General features: G+C 55.4%; 21 protein-coding genes and 1 tRNA gene. 5 read left to right on the top strand and 17 right to left on the bottom strand.

Annotated elements, in window-relative coordinates; genetic code table 11:
* Positions 1 to 4: 4 nt before the first annotated feature.
* Genes AAC637_RS04810 through denD form a run of 4 tightly spaced genes read left to right on the top strand, consistent with a single transcriptional unit; the run spans position 5 to position 4,437 of the window.
* Entirely contained in the window at positions 5 to 1,381 is a 1,377-nt protein-coding gene (locus tag AAC637_RS04810) for an FAD-binding oxidoreductase (RefSeq protein WP_340302546.1), read from the top strand.
* A 13-nt stretch (positions 1,382 to 1,394) separates the two neighbouring features.
* On the top strand, positions 1,395 to 2,555 hold the full coding sequence (locus tag AAC637_RS04805; protein WP_340302545.1) for a fumarylacetoacetate hydrolase family protein: 1,161 nt from the start codon (positions 1,395 to 1,397) through the stop codon (positions 2,553 to 2,555).
* Positions 2,555 to 3,472, top strand: a complete 918-nt coding sequence (locus AAC637_RS04800; RefSeq protein WP_340303147.1) for a sugar kinase — start codon at positions 2,555 to 2,557, stop codon at positions 3,470 to 3,472. Before AAC637_RS04805 ends, AAC637_RS04800 begins: the two co-directional genes overlap by 1 nt.
* Positions 3,472 to 4,437, top strand: coding sequence for a D-erythronate dehydrogenase (gene denD / locus AAC637_RS04795; protein WP_340302544.1), 966 nt, complete (start codon positions 3,472 to 3,474; stop codon positions 4,435 to 4,437). The genes AAC637_RS04800 and denD overlap by 1 nt, the downstream gene beginning before the upstream one ends.
* 53 nt (positions 4,438 to 4,490) lie before the next feature.
* Here the strand turns inward: denD and AAC637_RS04790 are convergent, their stop codons facing one another.
* The 10 genes from AAC637_RS04790 to ltnD form a co-directional block, all read right to left on the bottom strand.
* Positions 4,491 to 5,429 (bottom strand): 2-hydroxyacid dehydrogenase, encoded by a 939-nt coding sequence (locus tag AAC637_RS04790; protein ID WP_340302543.1) that lies wholly within the window; start codon positions 5,427 to 5,429, stop codon positions 4,491 to 4,493.
* Positions 5,430 to 5,458: 29 nt separating this feature from the next.
* Positions 5,459 to 6,631: an L-rhamnonate dehydratase gene (rhmD, locus tag AAC637_RS04785; RefSeq protein ID WP_340302542.1), complete on the bottom strand. Its 1,173-nt coding sequence runs from the start codon at positions 6,629 to 6,631 to the stop codon at positions 5,459 to 5,461.
* Between the two features lie 170 nt (positions 6,632 to 6,801).
* Positions 6,802 to 7,641, bottom strand: a complete 840-nt coding sequence (locus AAC637_RS04780; RefSeq protein WP_340302541.1) for a phosphogluconate dehydrogenase C-terminal domain-containing protein — start codon at positions 7,639 to 7,641, stop codon at positions 6,802 to 6,804.
* 3 nt (positions 7,642 to 7,644) lie between these two features.
* Positions 7,645 to 9,015 (bottom strand): four-carbon acid sugar kinase family protein, encoded by a 1,371-nt coding sequence (locus AAC637_RS04775; protein WP_340302540.1) that lies wholly within the window; start codon positions 9,013 to 9,015, stop codon positions 7,645 to 7,647.
* A complete protein-coding gene (locus AAC637_RS04770) occupies positions 9,012 to 10,259 on the bottom strand; it encodes a ribulose-bisphosphate carboxylase large subunit family protein (RefSeq protein ID WP_340302539.1) in 1,248 nt (415 codons plus the stop codon). The genes AAC637_RS04775 and AAC637_RS04770 overlap by 4 nt, the downstream gene beginning before the upstream one ends.
* Positions 10,256 to 10,972: a transcriptional regulator NanR gene (gene nanR, locus AAC637_RS04765; RefSeq protein ID WP_340302538.1), complete on the bottom strand. Its 717-nt coding sequence runs from the start codon at positions 10,970 to 10,972 to the stop codon at positions 10,256 to 10,258. The genes AAC637_RS04770 and nanR overlap by 4 nt, the downstream gene beginning before the upstream one ends.
* A gap of 81 nt (positions 10,973 to 11,053) precedes the next feature.
* Positions 11,054 to 11,815 (bottom strand): hydroxypyruvate isomerase family protein, encoded by a 762-nt coding sequence (locus AAC637_RS04760; protein ID WP_340302537.1) that lies wholly within the window; start codon positions 11,813 to 11,815, stop codon positions 11,054 to 11,056.
* Positions 11,815 to 12,462, bottom strand: coding sequence for a 3-oxo-tetronate 4-phosphate decarboxylase (gene otnC, locus AAC637_RS04755; RefSeq protein ID WP_340302536.1), 648 nt, complete (start codon positions 12,460 to 12,462; stop codon positions 11,815 to 11,817). Before otnC ends, AAC637_RS04760 begins: the two co-directional genes overlap by 1 nt.
* A complete protein-coding gene (gene otnK / locus AAC637_RS04750) occupies positions 12,459 to 13,730 on the bottom strand; it encodes a 3-oxo-tetronate kinase (RefSeq protein WP_340302535.1) in 1,272 nt (423 codons plus the stop codon). The genes otnC and otnK overlap by 4 nt, the downstream gene beginning before the upstream one ends.
* A 4-nt stretch (positions 13,731 to 13,734) precedes the next feature.
* Positions 13,735 to 14,628 (bottom strand): L-threonate dehydrogenase, encoded by an 894-nt coding sequence (ltnD, locus tag AAC637_RS04745; protein WP_340302534.1) that lies wholly within the window; start codon positions 14,626 to 14,628, stop codon positions 13,735 to 13,737.
* Between the two features lie 156 nt (positions 14,629 to 14,784).
* On the opposite strand from ltnD, the gene AAC637_RS04740 reads away from it, so the two are divergent.
* Positions 14,785 to 15,954, top strand: a complete 1,170-nt coding sequence (locus tag AAC637_RS04740) for a pyridoxal phosphate-dependent aminotransferase (protein ID WP_340302533.1) — start codon at positions 14,785 to 14,787, stop codon at positions 15,952 to 15,954.
* Positions 15,955 to 15,993: 39 nt separating this feature from the next.
* On the opposite strand, the gene AAC637_RS04735 is transcribed toward AAC637_RS04740, so the two are convergent.
* The 7 genes from AAC637_RS04735 to AAC637_RS04705 form a co-directional block, all read right to left on the bottom strand.
* Positions 15,994 to 16,170 carry a hypothetical protein gene (locus AAC637_RS04735; RefSeq protein ID WP_340302532.1) on the bottom strand — a complete coding sequence of 59 codons (177 nt, stop codon included), beginning with the start codon at positions 16,168 to 16,170 and terminating at the stop codon, positions 15,994 to 15,996.
* Complete coding sequence (locus AAC637_RS04730) at positions 16,167 to 17,312, bottom strand: YeeE/YedE thiosulfate transporter family protein (RefSeq protein WP_340302531.1); 1,146 nt, start codon at positions 17,310 to 17,312, stop codon at positions 16,167 to 16,169. Before AAC637_RS04730 ends, AAC637_RS04735 begins: the two co-directional genes overlap by 4 nt.
* 11 nt (positions 17,313 to 17,323) lie before the next feature.
* The gene (locus tag AAC637_RS04725) at positions 17,324 to 18,277 is read right to left on the bottom strand and encodes a sulfurtransferase (protein ID WP_340302530.1); all 954 of its coding nucleotides are present in this window, start codon (positions 18,275 to 18,277) and stop codon (positions 17,324 to 17,326) included.
* 296 nt (positions 18,278 to 18,573) lie between these two features.
* Positions 18,574 to 18,647, bottom strand: a tRNA-Cys gene (locus AAC637_RS04720).
* A 96-nt stretch (positions 18,648 to 18,743) separates the two neighbouring features.
* Positions 18,744 to 19,457, bottom strand: a complete 714-nt coding sequence (locus tag AAC637_RS04715) for a leucine-rich repeat domain-containing protein (RefSeq protein ID WP_340302529.1) — start codon at positions 19,455 to 19,457, stop codon at positions 18,744 to 18,746.
* A 29-nt stretch (positions 19,458 to 19,486) separates the two neighbouring features.
* Positions 19,487 to 19,882, bottom strand: coding sequence for a bactofilin family protein (locus AAC637_RS04710; RefSeq protein WP_340302528.1), 396 nt, complete (start codon positions 19,880 to 19,882; stop codon positions 19,487 to 19,489).
* A 68-nt stretch (positions 19,883 to 19,950) separates the two neighbouring features.
* Positions 19,951 to 20,967, bottom strand: a complete 1,017-nt coding sequence (locus tag AAC637_RS04705) for a rod shape-determining protein (protein ID WP_340302527.1) — start codon at positions 20,965 to 20,967, stop codon at positions 19,951 to 19,953.
* Positions 20,968 to 21,036: the final 69 nt, after the last annotated feature.

Here is a 21,036-nt window from a genome sequence, read left to right as displayed (position 1 = left end):
TGACATGCGTAATCATTCACAGGCCATTACTGAGCTCAGCGCACTGTTGGGAGAACGCTTAGTTACTAGCGCAGCTGATTTGAACCTGCATGGTCAAAATGAGACCTATTATCCCAACACACCACCTGATGCCGTTGCCTATCCTGAGACCACCGCGGAAGTGTCTCAAATTCTCAAAATTTGCCACGCGCAAGAATGTCCCGTGGTAGCTTATGGCGCTGCATCGTCCTTGGAGGGGCAGCATCTCGCAGTTGCAGGGGGGATCAGCTTGGATATGTCGCGCATGGCGCGTGTACTGTCCTTGGATGCCGAAGACTTGAAGGTGACTGTGCAGCCCGGCATCACGCGCAAATCCCTCAACGAGGAATTGCGCGCAACGGGTTTGTTTTTTTCGGTAGATCCCGGCGCAGATGCGTCAGTCGGGGGGATGGCCGCCACCCGCGCCTCTGGCACAACCGCGGTGCGCTACGGAACGATGCGGGAGAACGTCCTTGCCCTTGAGGCCGTGATGGCCGATGGCACGATTATCCGCGCAGGATCGGGGGCGCGCAAATCTTCGACTGGCTATGACCTTGCCCATCTGTTGATTGGCTCAGAAGGCACGCTGGGTATTATCACGGAATTGACCCTGAAATTGCACGGCGTCCCCGAGGCAATCGCGGCCGCAACCTGCCGTTTTCCAAGCGTTGAAGATGCGGTCAATTGTGTGATCTTAACGATCCAGTCGGGTATCACCATGGCGCGGATTGAATTGGTGGATGAGATGATGGTGCGCGGCTTTAATGCCTATGCAAAATCAGACTTCCCCGAAATCCCGCATTTATTTTTAGAATTTCACGGCACAGATGCGGGTGTCAAAGAGCAGATGAGCTCTTTTGCGGATATCGCAAGCGAGTTTGGCTCAGATGGGTTTGAGACAGCCACTACCACCGAAGCGCGCAACGCCCTTTGGGCGATCCGCCACAATTCCCATTACGCCAGTGCGGCCTTAGGGCAGGGCGGCCATATTTGGCCCACAGATGTGTGCGTCCCGATCTCAAAATTGGCCGAGGCCGTGTTGCAGGCGCAACGCGATGCAAAGGCGATGGGGCTCACCGCAACGATTGTTGGCCATGTTGGCGATGGAAATTTCCACGCAGGTCTTAGTGTTGATCCCAATGATCCGGATGAAATGGAGCGGGCCGAAAAATTCACCACAGCCTTGGCTGAAACTGCGCTGCGCTTGGGGGGCACTGTTTCGGGCGAGCATGGGATTGGCCTTGGCAAGGTCAAATTCATGAATGCCGAACATGGCGCAGCGGTGGCTTATATGCGGGCGATCAAAACCGCATTTGACCCCAAGAATATCCTAAATCCAAACAAGATGTTTCCAGCGCAATAGGAAAGGGCAAAGCATGATTTCCGCAAAAGATTTTGATCCAAAAGGAATTTATGTAGGCCGCGTCTGGAGTCCTGATGTCGGGCCTGCGCTTGTGCGGCTTGAGGGGGGGGATGTGGTGGATATTACGAGCCGTGCCTGCCCCACCATGCATGACCTTCTTGAAGGCGATCATCCTGCGGAAACCGCCCGTGCCGCCAAGGGCGAGGTGATCTGTGGTCTTGAAGATTTGGTCGCAAGCAGCCTGGCTGCCGCGCAAACGGGTGATGCCAATGCCTTGCGCCTCTTGGCCCCGCCTGATTTGCAGGCGATCAAAGCCTCTGGCGTGACCTTCGCCGAAAGCATGGTTGAGCGCGTGATTGAGGAACAGGCGGCAGGCAATGCAGATTTGGCTGACGGGATCCGCGCCCGCGTGAAGGCGGTGATTGGCGACAGCTTGTCGGGCATTAAGCCCGGATCAGACGCAGCGATGAAGGTGAAATCGGTTCTTCAAGAGGAGGGGCTTTGGTCGCAATATCTAGAGGTCGGCATTGGCCCTGACGCCGAAGTTTTCACCAAATCCCAACCCATGGGGTCGGTGGGTTACGGCGCCCTTGTGGGGCTGCACCCAATGTCCAGTTGGAACAACCCTGAGCCTGAGATTGTTTTGGCGATCAATTCCAAGGGCGCGATTGTTGGGGCCACGCTTGGCAACGATGTCAATCTGCGCGATGTCGAAGGGCGCTCTGCGCTGCTGTTGGGGAAGGCCAAGGACAATAATGCCTCCTGTTCAATCGGCCCCTTCCTGCGCCTGTTTGATGACAGCTTTAGCCTTGATGATGTCCGAGCGGCGGAACTGTCCATGCGGGTTGAGGGCACGGATGGGTTCGTTCTGGAAGGGCATTCTTCCATGACCAAGATCAGCCGCGACCCTGCCGATATCGTGGCCCAGACCATTGGGCGGCATCATCAATATCCTGACGGGTTTTTCCTGTTCTTGGGCACGATGTTTGCCCCTGTCAAAGATCGTGACGCGGCAGGTCAGGGCTTTACCCATCATGGGGATGATGTGGTGACGATCACCGAAGCGCGGCTCGGATCTTTGCAAAACACGGTGCGGCTGTCGACCGAATGCCCCGAATGGCGCTTTGGCACGGCGGCCTTGATGCGCAATTTGGCAAAGCGTGGATTGATTTAATGGGGTCGTCCTTCATCTCTTTGGGGGAGTGTATGGTCGAGCTGTCCGATCAGGGCGGCGGCCTCTATCGGCGGGGCTTTGCGGGGGATACATTCAACACCGCATGGTATGCGCGCCGCATTTTGCCGCCCACATGGTCGGTCGTCTATGGCAGTTGCATCGGGGCAGATGGGGCCTCGGGCGAGATGCAGGCCTTTATGGCCGCAGGTGGCATTGACACGGATGCGCTGCGCGTGATCCCCGAGCGCACAGTGGGGCTATATATGATCAGCCTTGATCAGGGCGAACGCAGCTTTTCTTATTGGCGCAGTCAATCTGCCGCGCGCTGCCTCGCCGATGATCCCGCATGGCTTCAGGCCACTTTGGCAGGGCGCGATGTGATCTATTTCTCGGGCATCACCCTCGCAATTCTTTCGCCTGAGGGACGCGCGTCCCTATGTGCCGCTTTAGCGCGGGCGCGCACAGAAGGGGCCTTAATCGCCTTTGACACGAACCTTCGCCCCCGTTTGTGGGAGGATCACGTGACCATGCAAGCGGGCATGATGGCGGGCGCGGCTGTGGCCGATATTATTTTGCCATCATTCGATGAAGAGCAAATCCTGTTCGAGGGCGCCACAGCCACAGATACGATTGCCCGCTATCGCAAGGTAGGGGCGCATATTATCGCGCTCAAAGATGGCGCAGGGGATGTGCAATTGTGGGATGACGCGGGCGGGGTGCGTGTTTTGCCCTGTCGGCCTGTCGACCATGTGGTCGATAGTACCGCTGCGGGGGACAGTTTTGGCGCAGCTTTTGTAGCAAATGTAGCGCAGGGTTGCGCTTTGGAAGAGGCCGCATTAGCCGCGATGCAGCTTGCAGGTCAGGTTATCCAATATCGCGGAGCTTTGGTGCCACAGATTTTTAAGGGAGAAAAGTAATGCATATTCTGATTATTGGCGGCGGCGGTGTCGTGGGACAAAAACTGGCGCGATCATTGGCAGCACGCGGGCAGTTGCGTGGAAAAGAAATCCGTAAAATCACTTTGGCTGATATTGTTGACCCCGCAATGGTAGAGGCCCCGTTCGACGTCGATTGCGTTTCCTGTGATATCAGTAATCCCGCTTCAGTGGCTGCCACGCTCGGAGCAGATGTGGATGTGATCTATCTACTCGCTGCCATTGTCTCTGCCCATGCAGAAGAGGATTTTGATGCTGGGTTGTCGATTAATTTAATGGGGACGCTCCACGTATTGCAGCGGGCGCGCGAGTTGCAGACTAAGCCGGTAGTGGTCTTTACCTCTTCTATTGCTGTTTATGGGGGTGAAGTGCCGGACCCGATTGTGGATCACACTTTTCTAAATCCACAAACTTCATATGGTGCGCAAAAGGCGATGGGCGAATTGTTGGTGAATGATTTTAGCCGCAAAGGTTATATCGACGGTCGCGGCTTCCGCTTGCCTACCATCTCAGTGCGCCCAGGCAAACCGAATCGCGCTGCTTCGAGCTTTATGTCATCGATTTTGCGCGAGCCGCTCAATGGGCAAGAGGCAATTTGCCCTGTTAGTGATAATTTTCCGCATTTCTATCTGTCGCCGCGCAAATGTGTCGAAAACCTTATTCGCGGAGCAGAGGTTAACGAGGAAGATCTCGGCCAAAACCGATGCATGATGATGCCCGGTAGAACTTGGACAATTCGTCAGATGATTGAAGCCTTGACAGTGGTCGCTGGACCGGAGCCAGCCAAGCTAATTAAATTTGAAGCGCAACCAATGATTGAAGAAATCTGTAAAGGATGGCGTTTTGATTTGCGCCCTGAAAAAGCTCTTAAACTTGGCTTAAGTGCAGATGAAAGTTTTGAGGATAACATCCGATATTATTTGGAAGATGATAAACCTGCAGCCTGACTTAGGTCGTATATCATCAAAAAACCCCCGTTTTCGGGGGTTTTTATTTTGGGTTAATTGACGGGTGTGATCAAATTGGATCCTTGAATGAACGCGTGAATGTTGTCTCGTTGAAGAGCCGCCATAGCGTCACGGGTTTCGACTGTTCCAGAGCCTTGATGCGGCTGAACCACTACATTTGGCAAACTATAAAATCTCGGATTAATGTTGGGTTCGTTGAGAAACACGTCCAATGCAGCGCCGCCAATTTTACCAGTCTCCAGCGCTTCGAGCATAGCTTCTTCGTCTATTGTGCTTCCGCGTGAGATGTTCACAATTATCGAGCGGGGGCCCAATGCTGCAATGACTTCGCGCGATACAAAATTTATAGTGTCTGGACCGCCTACTACAGCGACAATCAAATAATCCACCGCTGCGGCCAGGCTCGTGACGTCTGAATGATAGGTCCAACCTGGGGTTTCTTTTTCTGTTCTAGCGTAATAGTGGATGTCCATTTTAAAGGCCGCTAAACGGTTAGCAATTTCTCGTCCGATACGACCAAGGCCAACGATCCCCGCGCGCCCACCGGAGAACTTTCGATTTAGGCGGTATTCGCCTGCAGTTTTCCAGTTTCCTGAATGTGCCCATTCGGAAGCTTGAGCCATTTCTCGGACTTGCATCAACAACATTGCAACGGCTAGATCCGCCACGTCATCATTAAGAACATTTGGAGTGTTGGTAACTTTAATGTTTCGTTCATTTGCAGCCGAAATATCAATAGCATCATACCCAACCCCAAAATTTGCTATGAGATTTAGGTTTGGAAGCATTGCGATTTCATTAACGCCAAACGAGGTGTGCCCCTTGAACGCAAGTGCTTTTATTTTTGATCGCTCGCTTGCATCGAGTTCATGCATTTGAGAAGGCGTGTCCAAAAAAATAGGATCAAAAGCAGATTTTAGACCTGAAATATCACGTTCGCTGTATGGCCCAATTGCAAGTACGACAGTCATAAGGATTTCCACTTATATCTATTTAAATTTCAGAATTGTGCAAGTTTACAATCGGGATTGAGCGTCATCCCAAAACCCGGTTTCGACTCTAATTTGAGTTTTCCATTTTTTGGTACGGGTTCGTCGCTAAACAATTCACCAAAAACCGGTCGTATATAGGTTCCATCAGGTGCTGATGTAACATATTCGCATCTCGGTTGTTCGTTTTGGCTCATTATAAAGTGGTAACTATAAGGACCGGAGCCATGAGGAATAATGGGAATATCATACGCTGATGCATGTGCCGCAATGCGTAGAAGTTCAGTTAAGCCGCCCACCCACATGACATCAGGTTGAAGAACGTCGATGGTTCGTTCCTCAATTAACTTTCTAAATCCATGCCTAGTGTAGTTATGTTCACCTGTCGTCCACTTTAGTGTGGGATGAGCATTTCTTATTATGCGATAGCCTTCAATATCTGTCGGCTGCAGTACTTCTTCCCACCAATAAATGTTCAGATCAGAGCAAGCTTTTGCAAGTTCGATAGCATAGCTTGGAGTTAAGGACATGTAGCAGTCCACCATCAAAGGAAAATCACTTCCAATTTCGGCCCGCTGCTTTTTGAGAAATTGATAATTCTGTTTTACTCCATCAATTCCATCATAGTGGCCATGAGGAAGCGGTACTTTCGCCCCCCAAAAGCCCATGTCCTTTATGGCTTTGGCATTAGGGCCTGTACAATAAAACGATATTTCTGAACGGCTACACCCGCCAATTAAATTATAGACAGGCTCGTCGCGTAGTTTTCCCAGTAAATCCCACAAGGCCAAATCAACAGCAGAGATAGCCGCTATTGGCAAACCAGCTTGCCCGTAGGGCAAGCTGGCGCGATACATTTGATCCCAAATAAGATTAATATTTCTAGCGTCTTGGCCAACCAAAAAACGGTTAAAATGATGATTAATTACCCAAGCTGCGGGCGCGCCACCAAATCCTGTTGCAACTCCAATTGTCCCATTAGAAGTTTCGATTTCGACTACTATCGATCCTAGAACGTCTATTCCCCAGCTTGTTCTCACTTTTTTATAGTCATCATGCCCTGACATCGGATTGGCGATCAAAGAACCTATGAGCCAATGTTCTTTGCTTTGCTGGAAATAGTCCCCACCGCTTCCACTTCCTTCAACACGGCTAACGGTGACTCGTTTGATAGTAAAATCCATGCCATCAGTCCTCGATTTGTAGCAACGGGTTTCGGAGTATCGCTAATTCGTTGATCGTCACGAAAATCTTTTAGTAATAGGTTGGCTCGTGCAACCCTATTAATCTTATGATGCAGCGCATATTGGCACTTTAGCGGCCCTAGTAACGCTATTATGGCGCTGCCGCGTCGTTAATCTTCGCAGATTTCAGTGACTGACTTCTTCACGGCGCCCAGATCAAAGACGCGATCTAACCAATCGGGTTGGAAGATCACAGAGCGCGCCTTATCAATCGCCATCAAGGCCCCGTCTGAAAATTTGCCCTCTGGGAAAATGCCAAAGGCGATGGCCAATTCAATTTTGAGGTGGCCCAAGATGAAATCATGTGCGGCCGCCTCAGGGATGCCCATGGATACGGCACGATCTGTTGCCTCGCGCAGCGCCAAGGCCATGGTTGCCCCGACCGTCTCAGAAAGGGCGGGTTCCAGAACAGCAATATTTTTAAGGCTGCACCGATGCGAGCGCGCAACGGGGGAATAGATCACTTTGGCGATATCTTCACATAGCGCATAATGCGGCTCTGGCCCTTGGATCAGCGCGCAAACAATGCCCTGCGGCGCGGCGATCCCACCAAAATAATCCTCCTGCGCGGCAATGCTGTCATGTGCCTCTAGGATATGGGGGTGGCAGGGATGTGTGCAGAAATAAGTGACATCTTCGCGCACGGGCATCTGACCTGCATAGGGTGCGGCAGCATCCAACACGATCACGGCCGCGCCAGATTTCAATTGATCCACAAAGCCATGCGCGATTTTGCCGATCAGGCGATCTGGCACAGCCATGACAATAACATCCGCATCGCTAAGGGCGGTTTCAGCGGCCACACAATCAAGCCCCGTTTCCGACTTAAGGCGTGCTTGGCCTGCCTCGGTCACTTCGACAGGGGCAAGATGATAGCTGCTTTGCATCAGGTTGCGCGCAATCCGCACACCCATTTTGCCGCCCGCACCAAGAAGTGCAATTTTTGTCATGATCTATCCTTTCGCTTCGGCACGCGCGCCGTTTTTGATCCAAGAGAAATAATCAGGGCTACCCATTTGCCCGCCCTTTAGGGCCAATTCCAAACCATCAAATTCGGGTGTGTCGCTATGCCCTTTCAAAAGGGCCGCGCCTGCCGTGGTTGCGCCAATCGCGGTGAGGGCAAACAACCCGAGCGCTTGAGCGGCAAAGCCTGATGTGTCGCCGCCTGCGATGATCGCGCGCGCAACGACCGTGCCGCGCAAAAGATCACGCAAAAGCGCGCCGAGACTTGTGCCGATGAGCGCATTGGCCTCATGCGGTGTATGCTGAGATGCTGACAGCGTCGCGCGCATGGCCGCAACGGCCGGGTCATCTGGCCCGCGCGCGCTGCAAATCAGCGGATCGCGCCCTTGGGAGAGCGCGGCGCGTGCGGCTTCATAGCTGTTGGTCATAGCCCGCTTGGCGCTATCGCCGCCCTTGATCAGTGCGGCAGCGTCCAGTGGGATGACGACAAACCCATCTACTTCAGCGCGGGCAATTTGCGCCGCAGTGGTGGGTGAGACAGAGCCCGAAATCGCAATCACCTGATCCACTTTGCCAAAACTTGGGGCGGGTTCGGGCGGGGGTATAAGGCCCGATTTTTGCCAATGGGCCACCAGTGCATATTCCACCCCCTGCGAGCCTATTGCCAGATGTCCATCCGCCCCTGCGGCATCCCAGATCAACGCGCCCAGTTGCGCCGCGTGATCCATGTCGATGCAATCAAGCGTTAGGATTTTCGCGGGCGCGTTGGCGCGCAAGGATGCAAGGCCTGTGGGGTTGAGATGCTCAAGCGTCAGTGTCGCAAGCGGCAGGTCGGTTTGCTTCCGCAGATGCATGGCCACATCGGCCTCTTGCATCGGGGTTACGGGGTGGGATGCCATCACAGGGTGGCGATCAAGCCGATAGACGGCGTCCCCTGCGGCGGCAAATAGCTGACCAAAGGCTTGGTAGCGCCGCAGAGGTGGTGCGGCGATCAAGCAAGAAACCCAATCGCTGCCGCGCACCGCAAGGGCTAATTCAACTGCCTTGCCAATCGAGCCTGTATGCGGCGCGCTGTCCAAGGTGGAGCAGGTTTTGTAATGCAACAGGGGTGCGCCAGTAGCGGCCAAATGTGCAAAAAGGGGTGGCAGATGTCTGGCCATCCAATCGGGTGATTGGCTGCGCGCGGTGGTGGCAATGCCGATGCCCCGCATCGCGCCAAATCGCGCCGCTTGCGCCTTTGTCGGGGGCGCAAGGAACAGCACCGTTGGCAGGCCTGCAAAACTCAACACCTCCATCGTGGCGGCGGAGCCTGTGAAATCATCGCCCAAAAAGGCAATTAATGGCCCATCAGGGAGTGTCATTTCGCATAGGCCTTTAGCGCGCGGGCAAGCTCGGGATGGGATTTGGCATAATCAGCGGCGGGGATGTCCGCCATCGCCGCTTGCCACGATTGCCGCAATGCCGCGACACCTGCACGCGGCCCGTCAGGGTGGGCCATAATCCCACCTCCTGCTGCATAAATGCAATCTGCATGGCCGAGGTGGCGATAGGTTTCAGGGGGTTGCAGCGCGGATTGGCCCGATGAAAAGACGGGCATCGGGATGCAGGGTGCATCGCCAAAGAGTGGGGTGAGCAAAGATTTGGCCGAGGCGATGACGCTTGCGTCACTTTCGCTGAATTTGTTTTGGAGGCCGTTGACGTGCATATGATCTGACCCCGCCAAGCGCCAGATTTTCGACCATGCCGCATAGTCCCATCCTAACAATTCGGCACGGCTGAGATATCCCCATCCGTTGCGATGAGCGTGGAGGGGCAGGGCGCTATGCCGTGACAGGCCCAAGAAGCCTGCCACGCCGACCGAATTGAGGCTGACCATCACGCAAGTTGCACCTTTTGAGAGGGCGAAATCATGTCGGGCACGCATCTCATCGACCTCGCCTGTTAGGTTGAAGGCATACATGACCTTTTTACCAGTGCGGTCGGCATGGGCGTTGATGACATCCATCACCGCGCTCACCCTCTCCTCGAAGGGGCAGGCAGGGCCATTGGCCTGCAATTCATCATCCTTGATGAAATCAATGCCCGCTTCGGCAAGTGTGCCGACCAATTTGGCAGTTTCCTGCGCGTCAAGCCCGACCGAGGGTTTAATAATCGTGCCAATCAGAGGGCCATCCGCAACGCCTGCCAATTTGCGGGTGCCGCTGATCCCAAATTTTGGGCCAGAATAGGCATCCGCAAATGCGCGCGGCAGGCAGATATCCAGCAAACGTAGCCCTGAGAGTTGCGCCAATTCGAAAAGATTGCCCGCCACCGTAGCCATGAGGTTGGGTAAATCGGGGCCGATATTATCCAAGGGCCAACTGAGTGTGACCTTGGCGCGCTGATAGCGCGTGCCCTGCTGCCCGCCTTTCAAGCTTGGGCTGTCGGTAGCATCAAGCGGAGTTAGGGCAACCACTTGGGCCCCTGCGCGGGCCTGTAGTTCTGGCGTTTCGCCCGGCACTTTTATAAAGGTGCCCGCGCTTTGCTCGCCCGCCATCACGGCGGCGGCGCGGGCAGGGTCAATCGGGGTTTCAATAAGGTAATCTGCTTCAATTCTGTCGCTCATTGCGCGTGATCCTGATGATATAGGGCGTTGGCGCGCTCCAAATGCTCGCGCATGGCACGGGCGGCGGCATTGGTATCTTTGCGGGCAATTCCATCCAAAATGGCGCGATGCTCGGTCAAGGTCAGTAGCTCTAGGCCCAATTTGTGAACCTGTTCTTTATGAAAGGCGCTCATCCAAGAGAAAACACCATGGGTCAGGGTTTCAAAGATCGGATTGCCCGAGATGGCAGAGATGCGGCGGTGAAACTGACCGTCTATTTGGGTAAAGAGCGGCACATCGCGCTTGGCTGAGGCTTGGGCGCGCAAAAGCTGTTCTAAATCGTTCAAGTCATCTGCGCTGCGCCGTTCTGCGGCAATGCGCACCATTTCCACTTCAAGGGCCACACGCGCCTCTTTGAGGTGTTCGAGCGAGGAGTGCGAATGCGTCAGAATATGGCGCATGGAAATGCCCAATTGATCGATAACCCCACCCAAGGATGGGGTTGCCACGCGCGGCTTGCCGCCGTGGCGGATATCAATCACGCCTTTATGCTGAAGGCTTTGCATGGCTTCGCGAATGGCAGGGCGGCCAATGCCATAGCGCGCCATCAAGGCGCGCTCGCTTGGCAAAGCATCACCCGGTTTGAGGTCATCCGCGCGGATCAAGGCCAACAGGCGATCTTCGACTTCGTCTGACAGTTTTTTGGGCCGTATGATCTGGTCGCGGTCGGACATGGGCTGCCATGATTCTGGTATACTGGTTATACCAGTTTGGCGCAGAAAAAGACCCTCCGCAATCCCAAACACGCACGGGGATCAGCGAAACTGTGCCATCCAGTCTAAGGTCAGGTCTGTCTCGATTTTCGGCTTATATTCTGCACCTATCGGACGGGCCCAACCAAGGCTGTCGATATGAGAGACGATATGCTCATAATTCACCTCACCATGATCAGGGGTGCCACGATCAGGCACAGAGGCAAATTGAATATGCCCAATCACAGGCAACAGACGGCTGAGGCGGTTGGTCAAATCCCCCTCCATCAACTGAACATGATAGCAATCAAACATCAGCCGCAAATTTGGGGCTTTGACCTCTTCTATGATGGCGACCGCTTGTGCGGTTGTCGAAAGGAAATAGCCCTTTGCATCATAGTGATTGAGGGGCTCAATCAATATTGTGATGCCATTTTCGGCGGCCTGTGTGGTCGCGTAGCGCAGATTGGCTACAAAGGTCTCATGGGCGCTTTCGCCACTGGCGAACCCTGCCATAACATGCACAGCGCCTGCGCCGATGATCTGGGCATAGTCGAGGGCTTGATCAATCGCGGCGCGCGCCTCTGCCTCGCGGTTGGGCAAAGCGGCCAATCCGTTTTCGCCAGCCGCAACATCGCCCCGGCTTGTGTTGAGCCCAAGCATCTTAAGACCCGTTTCATCTAAGGCGGCCTTCACATCATGCGGGTCATGGGCATAGGGCCAATGACATTCGACCGCATCAAACCCTGCCGCTTTTGCTCCGCGGATGGCATCCGGCAGGGGGCGGTCAGCCCATAGAAACCCTAAATTTGCAGAAAAACGCATCACTCCCACTCCACCTCGAATTTACGCACGACATCGCGCACCTGTGCAGGCGTCAAGGCGCGGGCATCAAAGCCACGCATCATGATCGCAAGCTTGGCTGTTTCCTCCAGCTCCTCAATTGCGTTGCAGGCGGCCTCGACATCTTTGCCTGCAACCACTGGGCCGTGATTGGCAAGCAAAACGGCGCTGCGTTTGCCCCCTAGACTGCGCAGGGCTTCGCCCATAGCGGCATCGCCTGGCATGAAGAACGGCAAAAGCTGCACCTTGCCCAGTTTCATGATTGCGTAAGGGGTCAGCGGCGGCAGCACATTGCCGGGGTCAATTTCAGGCATCATTGACCACGCCACAGAATGGCAAGAGTGTAAATGAACCACCGCGCCTGCTGATTTTCGTGTCTCGTAAAAGGCACTGTGAAGCGGCATTTCCTTGGTTGGTTTCAGGCCCGCGATATGTTGGCCCGCTGCATCGAAGCGGGACAACTCGGCGGGATCAAGTCGCCCAAAGGAACTGCCTGTGGGCGAAACCAAAAGCCCCCCATCTTCGGTGCGGGCGGAGATATTGCCTGTTGATCCCCCCGTCAGGCCACGATCGAACATCGATTTCGCCAAGAGGCAAATCTGCTCGCGCAGTTTGGATTCAGAACTCATGCGTTCTCCAATTTCGCGAAAGCATCGCTGAAAAAGCTTTCTGCGCCAAAATTGCCTGATTTGAGGGTGAGGGCGATATCCTGCCCCTCTGATGTGCAAAAACACCATGGCACGCCTGCGGCAATTTCAGGCCCGATATCTAACCTGTCGACCCGCAGCGCCTTTGTGACCGCGCCTGAGGTTTCCCCGCCCGCGACCACAACCCGCCGTACGCCCTTATCGCGCGCGGCAACGGCCAAATCTGCAAGTGCCGCCTCAACGATTGCGCCCGCCTCGGCCTTGCCCAATTGGTCTTGTGCGGCGCGCACCGCATCGGGTGTTGCGGTCGCATAGATGAGGGGCTGCGCTGCGAGATCTTGCTCTGCAAGCCAATCCATGGCGGGTTGCAGGCCCCTTGCCTTCAGGCTTAGGGGGTCAAGCTGGAAACTGGGCCTTCCTTGGGATTGATACCGCGCAACTTGTGCATTTGTCATGGCAGAGCAACTGCCAGATAAAACGACCCCTTCGGGCGCGATGTCGCGGGGTGTGGTTTTTGTCTCATGCGCAGCCAGTAGGCCGCGCTTGGCATAAATCTGGGGGATCGGCATCGCAATCGCAGAGCCGCCCGTCAGAAACCGCATATCGGCGCAGGCCTCGGTGATCCGCGCAAGATCGGCATTTTCCACCGCATCGACCACGATATGCGCCACGTTTTTCTCAGCCAAGTCTGCACAAGCTTTTTTAATGGCCGCGGGCCCTGCGGCAACAGTCAGGCGATCAATCAGCCCAACTGTTCCACGCACCTGCGGCTGCAAAAGCCGCATCAGATTGCTGTCGCGCATGGGCGTCAGGGGGTGATCTTTCATCGGGCTTTCTGACAAGGGCAATTGGCCCACAAACAAATTGCCCATGAAAATGGCACGGCCATTTTCGGGAAAGGCGGGGCAATAGATCGTCTGCGCGACACCCAGATCGGCCATAATCGCCTCGGCCACTGGCCCGATATTGCCCTCTGGGGTCGAGTCGAAGGTTGAGCAGTATTTCCAAAAATATTGCTGTGCTCCCGCGCGCTTGAGCCATGCTAGGGCCGCGCGCGCCTCTGCGACCGCATCTGTCACGGGCTCAGTGCGGATTTTAAGGGCGATGACCTCAAAGGGGCTCGTGTCCTGTGGCGGTTCCTCAGGAACGCCAATCCGCAAGGAAACAGGGTATCCGCTGCGTGCCAAAAGCCCGGCAAGATCCGTGGCGCCAGTGAAATCATCGGCAATTGCACCAAAAAGCGTGGTCATTGTGTTATTGTCCCTTGGGTAAGGTCAGACCTGCGGCCTTGGCATAGAGTTTGGCAAGGGCTGCATCATCCTCTGCCCCAAGACCCTGCTCTGCGGCCTCTTTGAATAACGCAAGCGCAGCCTCAGTGATCGGGGCGGAAAAGCCCGAGTTTTGAGCAATATCCATCACAATCCCCAAATCCTTGGGCCAGATATTGATGGTGCTGCGTGGGGTGTAATCACCTTCGATGATGTGGGGGGCGCGGTTTTCTAACATCCAACTGGTGCCCGCGCTTTGCGACACCACCTCTAAAAACCGTTCAGTAGAGATGCCCTGCGCCAGCGCAAAGGTGATCGCCTCGGCCATTGATGCGATGTGAATACCTGCCAACATTTGATTTGTGGCCTTCATTGCAGATCCTGCCCCCGCGTGGTCGCCCATTTCAAAGACCTTTGCAGAGATGGCATCGAGTGCGGGCTTTGCGGCATCAAAGGCCGCTTTGCGCCCCGAGGCCATGATCGTCAACTCACCCGAGGCAGCCTTAAGCGCCCCGCCAGAAATTGGCGCGTCCAGATAAAGCAGCCCTGCGCTTTCTGCGCGCTTTTCCATTTCGGCGGCAAAACCAGGGGGGATTGTGGCGCAAGAAAGGATCACTGTGTTTCGTTGAAGCGCCGCCGCCACGCCCTCAGGGCCGAAAAGGACGGCTTCGGTTTGCGCCGCGTTGAGCACGACCACCACCAACGAGTCCAAAGCCTCTGCATGATCTAAGAGCGCACCTGCTTGTGCGCCATCTGCCACAAGTCGCGCGACTGCATCGGGGTTGATATCATGGCCCCAAACCTGATGACCCGCCTTGATCAGATTGCGCGCCATGCCATAGCCCATAGACCCCAATCCGATAATCCCGATCTTTTGCATGTCTCGGCCCCTTTGCCTAAGTTGTGAGATGCAAGCCTTCGCGCGTCATGCTTGAGGTTGCTGCCCTCTTCACATAGCTCTATGCCTTGGGTATCACAAGTTTGGTATACCAAAAAAGAGTGGCCATTTTGGCCGCGCATCATAGAGGAAGCGCGCATGTCTGACTTGAAATTCGCCCAAAGCCTGTCTCGCTTGGGCACGGAATCTGCCTTTGTCGTTTTGGCCCGCGCGCAAGCCTTGGCCGCCGAGGGGCGCGACATCATCAATTTGGGCATCGGTCAGCCCGATTTTCGGACGCCTGAGCATATCGTTGAGGCAGGCATCAAGGCGCTGCGGGATGGTCATCATGGCTATACGCCCGCCAATGGCCTGCCCGCACTGCGCGAGGCGGTGGCCGCCGATTTGCATCGCCGCCATGGGGTAGAGGTGAACCCTGATTGTGTGGTCGCTGTTCCTGGGGGCAAGCCTACGATGTTCTTTGCGGTGATGATGTTCGGCGAGCCTGGTGCCGAGATCATGTATCCCAACCCTGGGTTCCCGATTTACGAATCTGTCATCCGCTATTCAGGGGCAACCCCTGTGCCGATTGCGCTGTGCGAGGAAAACGGGTTTTCCTTTTCGGCAGAGGAGGTCTTGGCACAGATCACGCCCAAGACGCGGTTGATCATCATCAACTCGCCCGCAAACCCAACGGGCGGTGTGACCCCGAAGGAAGAGATCGATAAGTTAGTCGCGGGTCTTTTGGATCATCCCCATGTGGCGCTGATGTCGGATGAGATCTATTCCAACATGCTTTATGGCGGGCGCGAGCATGTTTCGCTTCTGCAATATCCCGAAATTCGGGATCGATTGATCATGCTAGATGGGTGGTCAAAGACCTATGCGATGACAGGGTGGCGTTTGGGTTATGCCGTTTGGCCTGAGGCCTGCGTGCCGCATGTGACTCGCCTGTGCATCAATGACCATTCCTGTGTGAATGCCGCTACGCAATTTGCAGGGATTGCGGCGCTCAATGGCCCTCAAGATGCCGTGCGCGAGATGGTCGCCCAATTCGATGCGCGCAGACAAGTGATTGTTGAAGGGTTGAACACCCTTAAAGGCGTGACCTGCACCGATGCGGCGGGTGCGTTTTATGCATTCCCAAATATCTCTGGCACAGGCATGACGGCCGTGGAGGCACAGAACCTGTTCCTGAACGAGGCGGGCGTGGCCACAGTGGCGGGCACGAGTTTTGGCGCGATGGGCGAGGGCTATGTGCGCTTTTCATACGCCAATTCCACCGAGAATATCCTCGCTGCGCTTGATCGTATTGCGAAGGTGTTGTGATGCAGTGACGCGCGAAGATGACCCTTCGCGTGTCATTTTTTAAGACCCGGGCGCTGCGGCGCAATGCGCGCCGCTGGCGGCTTGACCTGAATCCAGTGCCAGAATGGCAGGGGCGCGCAATGGATCAAGCGGTGCGCTGTGGCTAAGGTCAAAAGCTAAAAGAGCGCCGATCATCACGAACAGCGCGATGACCCCATGTTTGCGAGACACTGTCATGTGCGGGGCTCCAGTTGTAGAAGCGGGCGCAGACGCACACCGATGATGGATCCAACAAAGGCTGCTGCAAACCAAACCCATCCATGCAGGCTGCCTGTGGAAATGCCGCTGAAAAAGGCACCCACATTGCAGCCAAAGGCAAGGCGTGAGGAGTAGCCAAGCGCAAGCCCCGCAAGGATCGTAGCACCCCAAGCAATCAAGGGCAGTCGCGGGATTGGTTGCGAGAGGCCAGCGCGCCATGCGGCCACGATGAATGCGCCCCCGATCAAGCCAAGATTGGTGAGCGAGGTGACATCGGTCAAAAGGCTTTGCGCGATGCGTTCAGCATGGGCGGGGCTTCCCCAAAACGGGTTGAGCGTCAGATCAACGCCTGTCGCACTGACGCCCTTAGCCACCCAAAGGCCAAGACCGTAAACCACGCCCCAAGGCTGCCCTGCGACCACAAGGTTGCCCAGTGCCAAGAGAGCGACCAATATTGCAGCCATCACAAGACGGCGGGACAGGCGGCGTTGGCCTTGTTCGGCGAAAATCCACACCATGAGCGCGACACTGCCAAGCCCCATAAGGGTCAGGCCAAGGCCTGCGCCGCCCTCAAGCGCGACAAGAGGCAAAGTGCCAAGTGACGTCCACCAGTTGAGATGTGCAGCGCCAAGAAAGCTGCCGATGGCGAAGAAAGGTAACGCGACCAATGCCACGGGATTGCCGCTGCCTGCATTAACCAAGGTGCCAGAGCCACAGCCCAGAACCACTTGCATTGCGATGCCAAAGACAAAAGCACCGCCCACCATGGCAAACCCGATGGGCGCATGGGCCCCGATCAACTCACCCGAATGGCTGGCCAATAGCGGGAAGGCCACAGCGGCCACAAGGGCGATGGCCAAGAGCTGCGCAAAGAGGCCCGATGGATCACGGCGCAGGATCATCGCGCGCCACGGCCCCGCAAAGCCAAACCGCAACCCTTCAAGCGTTGCACCAAGGCCAAGACCGATCAGCAAAAGCAGACCGAACCGCGCACCCGCAGCGGCGGCAAGGATCAAAACAAAAGAAATCGCGCCAATCAGCAAGGCAAGGCGCCCCCAACGCGCGGGGCGTTGGGGGCGGTCTAAGTGGCTGCTTTGGTCGCTTTGGGCCAGCGGCGCCATTGCGTCTCTCCTTAGAAAACCGATTTGATCTGGTTCCACAGGTTGCGGATTGGGCCAGGGACATTGGCCATCTCATAACCTGCATTCGACCATCCGACCATGGATTCGGGGTAGAGTTTCACATTCTCAATCTCTGCCAATTCCGAGAGGGCGAACCAGTTGGTTGCAGCCCAGTGGCCGGTGTTGCAGAAAGAAACCAAGGTTTCTGCATCCGTGAACCCCTCGGCCTCGGCCAAAGCACGCGCGGCATCGGCGTCCACAATTGCAGGGCCATTGTCGAACCAGCTGCTATGCACAAAATATTGCGACTGCGGCAGCGTGCCTGGACGGGCAGCGGCAGGGTGGCTTTGGTCACCGTTCCAGAAGCTTTCAGGGCGCGCATCAAGCAACAAACCATTGCTGCCGCCTGCAATCACAGTCTGGATTTGCTCTGCCGTGGCTGTCCACTGATCAGAGAGGGTTACAGTGATCGTGCTTGGTGTTGGGGTGGTTGCCTCGGTCGACAGTGCAAGCCCTGCCTCCGTCCATGCGGCAACGCCGCCATTGAGGATCGACAGATTTCCGAAGCCTGCGGATTTCAACGTCCAATAAACACGCGCCGCGGCACCGAAATCGGTTTCATTCGCGCCTTGATGGGCAATCACAACAGTTTGGTTCTGGCGCAAACCCAATTCACGCAGCAATGCGGTCAGTTCTTCGGCGTTGGGCAATTGGCCAGGATTTTCAGCAGGCCCACGGAACCGACCATAGGGTGCGTTGATTGCGCCCTCGATATGGCCTGCGCTGTAGGTGTTCACATTTTCTTGGCCTTCGGCTGCAGCGGGCGCGCGAATGTCCAAGATGACGGGCGCATTCGTGCCCAAGCTGGCGTTCAATTCAGCGGGGCTGACCAAGGGGCCAAACTGCGCCGCTGCAACATTTGCCATCAGCACAAGAGCTGCGGCTGCATAAGAAAGAAGTTTCATCTCATGGCCTCGTTTTTCGGGTGAGAGGGACAATTGTGGCGCTGCATGTGACGTGAGAATGCAAGACTGACAAGGGGACAGCACATCAGAAAAGAGCCGCGAAGGCGGCCAAAATTCTAAGCAAGGAGGATCGGCAGAATTCCTGTCACGCAGCAGGGCTAGTCGAGGAAATTTGTTCCGCAATTTTCGATTTCACGGAATATTTTCGTTCTTTTTTGCATGGATCCATTGATCGCGCGAACAATCCACCTGCTTGGGGCGATTTTTATGTGGGGATGCCAGAACGAGGGGGGAAGTGGAGGCGAGTACCGGAATCGAACCGGTGTACACGGATTTGCAATCCGCTGCGTCACCACTCCGCCAACTCGCCTTCGGGGTATCTGTGGTGTCTATGGAGCGGTGCTACTGCAAGGTTTGCGCCTGCGCAAGTGGTAAGAGGGCAAAACGCGCGGAAGAACGGGTTGGGTTAGCTTGAAAACAGTCCTTTGCGCTTTGGCTTTTCTATGGCGGCGGCCTCACGGATCACGATTTTTATGCGAGGCCCCGTTTGGATCATGGATGGATCCACGGGGCAAAGGCTGAGGTCAAGGATCTCAAGCCGTTGCAGCCGCGCAATCGGCGTGATGTCATAAACTTCGGTGTCACGCAGAATCAATTCCCGCAGATCTTTGCACAGGCTCAACGGGCTGATATCCGCAACGCGGCTATGAGATACATCGAGATAGCGCAGCCCCGTCAATTCGCGCAAAGCTGTGATGTCCGATATAAATGTTCCCCCAAGCTGCAGATGGGTCAGGCTGCGCATACCTGCCAAGGGGCTGAGATCACTGATTGGCGTGGCCCAAGCTGAGACGCGCTCAAGATGGGATAGGCCGCGCAAAGGCTGTAGGCTGGTGACGCGCGTGTTTGAAATGTTCAGGCTGCGTAAATTGCTGCATTTGGCGATGCTTGAGGGCAATTCTACCAAATTGTTAAGCCCTGAAAGATCAAGCGATTGACCGTCACTCATCAAACAATCTGCGATCATGCCTTGGCAAATTGAGTAATCGGCGGCGCATTCGGGCAGGTTGCGCAAATATTCGGTCGATGGCGCCTCAACATCCATGCTACGCGCAAGTTTCATCTGCGAGGCATTGGACACAAAGACCAGTTCATTGGCGTTTTCATACTCTGCGCTCATGGTGCCGTGCCTATTGATTGCCGCGCGGTTCAATCGTTCATCGCCATGCTAGATTGCTGCTTCACGGTGACATTACCTTCAAAGCGCGCGCCAAAGGCTACGGCGAGGATGTTTTGGTTGAACTCGCCGCGCGCTTGCGCGTTGCTGTCGATTTGCAACTTTCTGCAGGTGATCGTGCCCTCGAACTGGCTATCGATTTTAACCATGTCAGCGGTGATTGTGCCGCGCACTTTGGCCCCGTGGGCAATGGTTACGTTATGACCCGTGATGTCGCCCGTCACGCTGCCTTCGATGACGACATCGCCGTTGCTGCGCAACTTCCCCTCAATCTTCATACCAGCATGGATGACTGTTGCAGACGCTGTGCCGCGTGGGCCGTCAAAGTTGGGTTCATTCGGGCTTGTGGGAGAGAACGGCGTCATCATTCATCCAAGAAAATTATCAATATGGTATAATATGCCCTTGCAGGGCCAAGGGTCAATCCGCTGCGACCCTATGGATCGCGCTGTATGGCGTGCTCCATACGCTTGCCCAAATTCATCGCAATTTGGGTGCCAAAGGCCACGCAATATTTGGGATTTTCGGCCACGGTTGCAGGAACCCCCGTGAGGTCGGACAAGGCTTTGTCAATGCCCCTGAGGCCCGCGCCACCGCCTGTAAGCATCAACCCATATTCATGGATGTCCGATGCTAGATCGGGCGGTGTTTGATCGAGCAATGACATCACCGCCGTCCAAATCTGTTCAATTAGCGGGTGCAGCGCCTCGGCCACATCTTGTTCGGTCACAACTTGCTCTTTGGGCAGGCCATTAAAGGCATCGCGCCCCCGCACTGTGGCGCTGCGTCCTTTGCCATCTGCGGGGAAGATGGCGGTGCCAATCTCATGTTTGAGCTTTTCACAGGATGAGATACCCACGTTCAAATTGTAGTTTTTCTTGATGAAGTTTGAGATAGCCTCATCAAAATGGTCGCCCCCGATGCGCACTGAGCGTGCTGTGACAATGCCGCCCAAGGAGAGAACTGCAACTTCGGTTGTGCCGCCGCCAATATCGACAATCATCGCGCCGCGTGGGTCAAGAACAGGCAGGCCCGCACCAAGTGCGGCGGCCATCGGTTCTTCGACTAGCCCAACTTTGCGCGCCCCTGCCGCTTCGACCGAATGCTTGATCGCACGCTTTTCAACGGGGGTGGCACCATATGGCACGCAGACATACACGATCGGCTTTCGCAGCATGAAGCGGTTCAAAGCCTTGCGGAAAAACGCGCCGATCATTTCTTGCGCGGCTTCAAAATCGGCGATGACTCCATCGGACAGAGGGCGGCAGGCTTGGATCGATTCCGGCGTCTTGCCGAGCATTAATTTGGCATCTTCACCCACCGCGAATAGCTTTTTGCGCCCGTCTTTGATGTGAAACGCCACGACAGATGGCTCATCCAAGATCACGCCCGACTCGCTATCCACGAAAACGGTGTTGGCCGTGCCAAGATCAATGCTGATTTTTGACGTCATACTGGTTAACCGAAATACAAATAAACTGACAGATGGGCATCAATCAGGCCGCCCTGGCGCAAGTGTTAA

This window comes from Roseobacter sp. HKCCD7870 (genome assembly GCF_037830315.1).
Taxonomy (GTDB): domain Bacteria; phylum Pseudomonadota; class Alphaproteobacteria; order Rhodobacterales; family Rhodobacteraceae; genus M30B80.
Note: the sequence above shows the minus strand (reverse complement) of the source record. Positions and strands in the feature narration are given on the sequence as shown.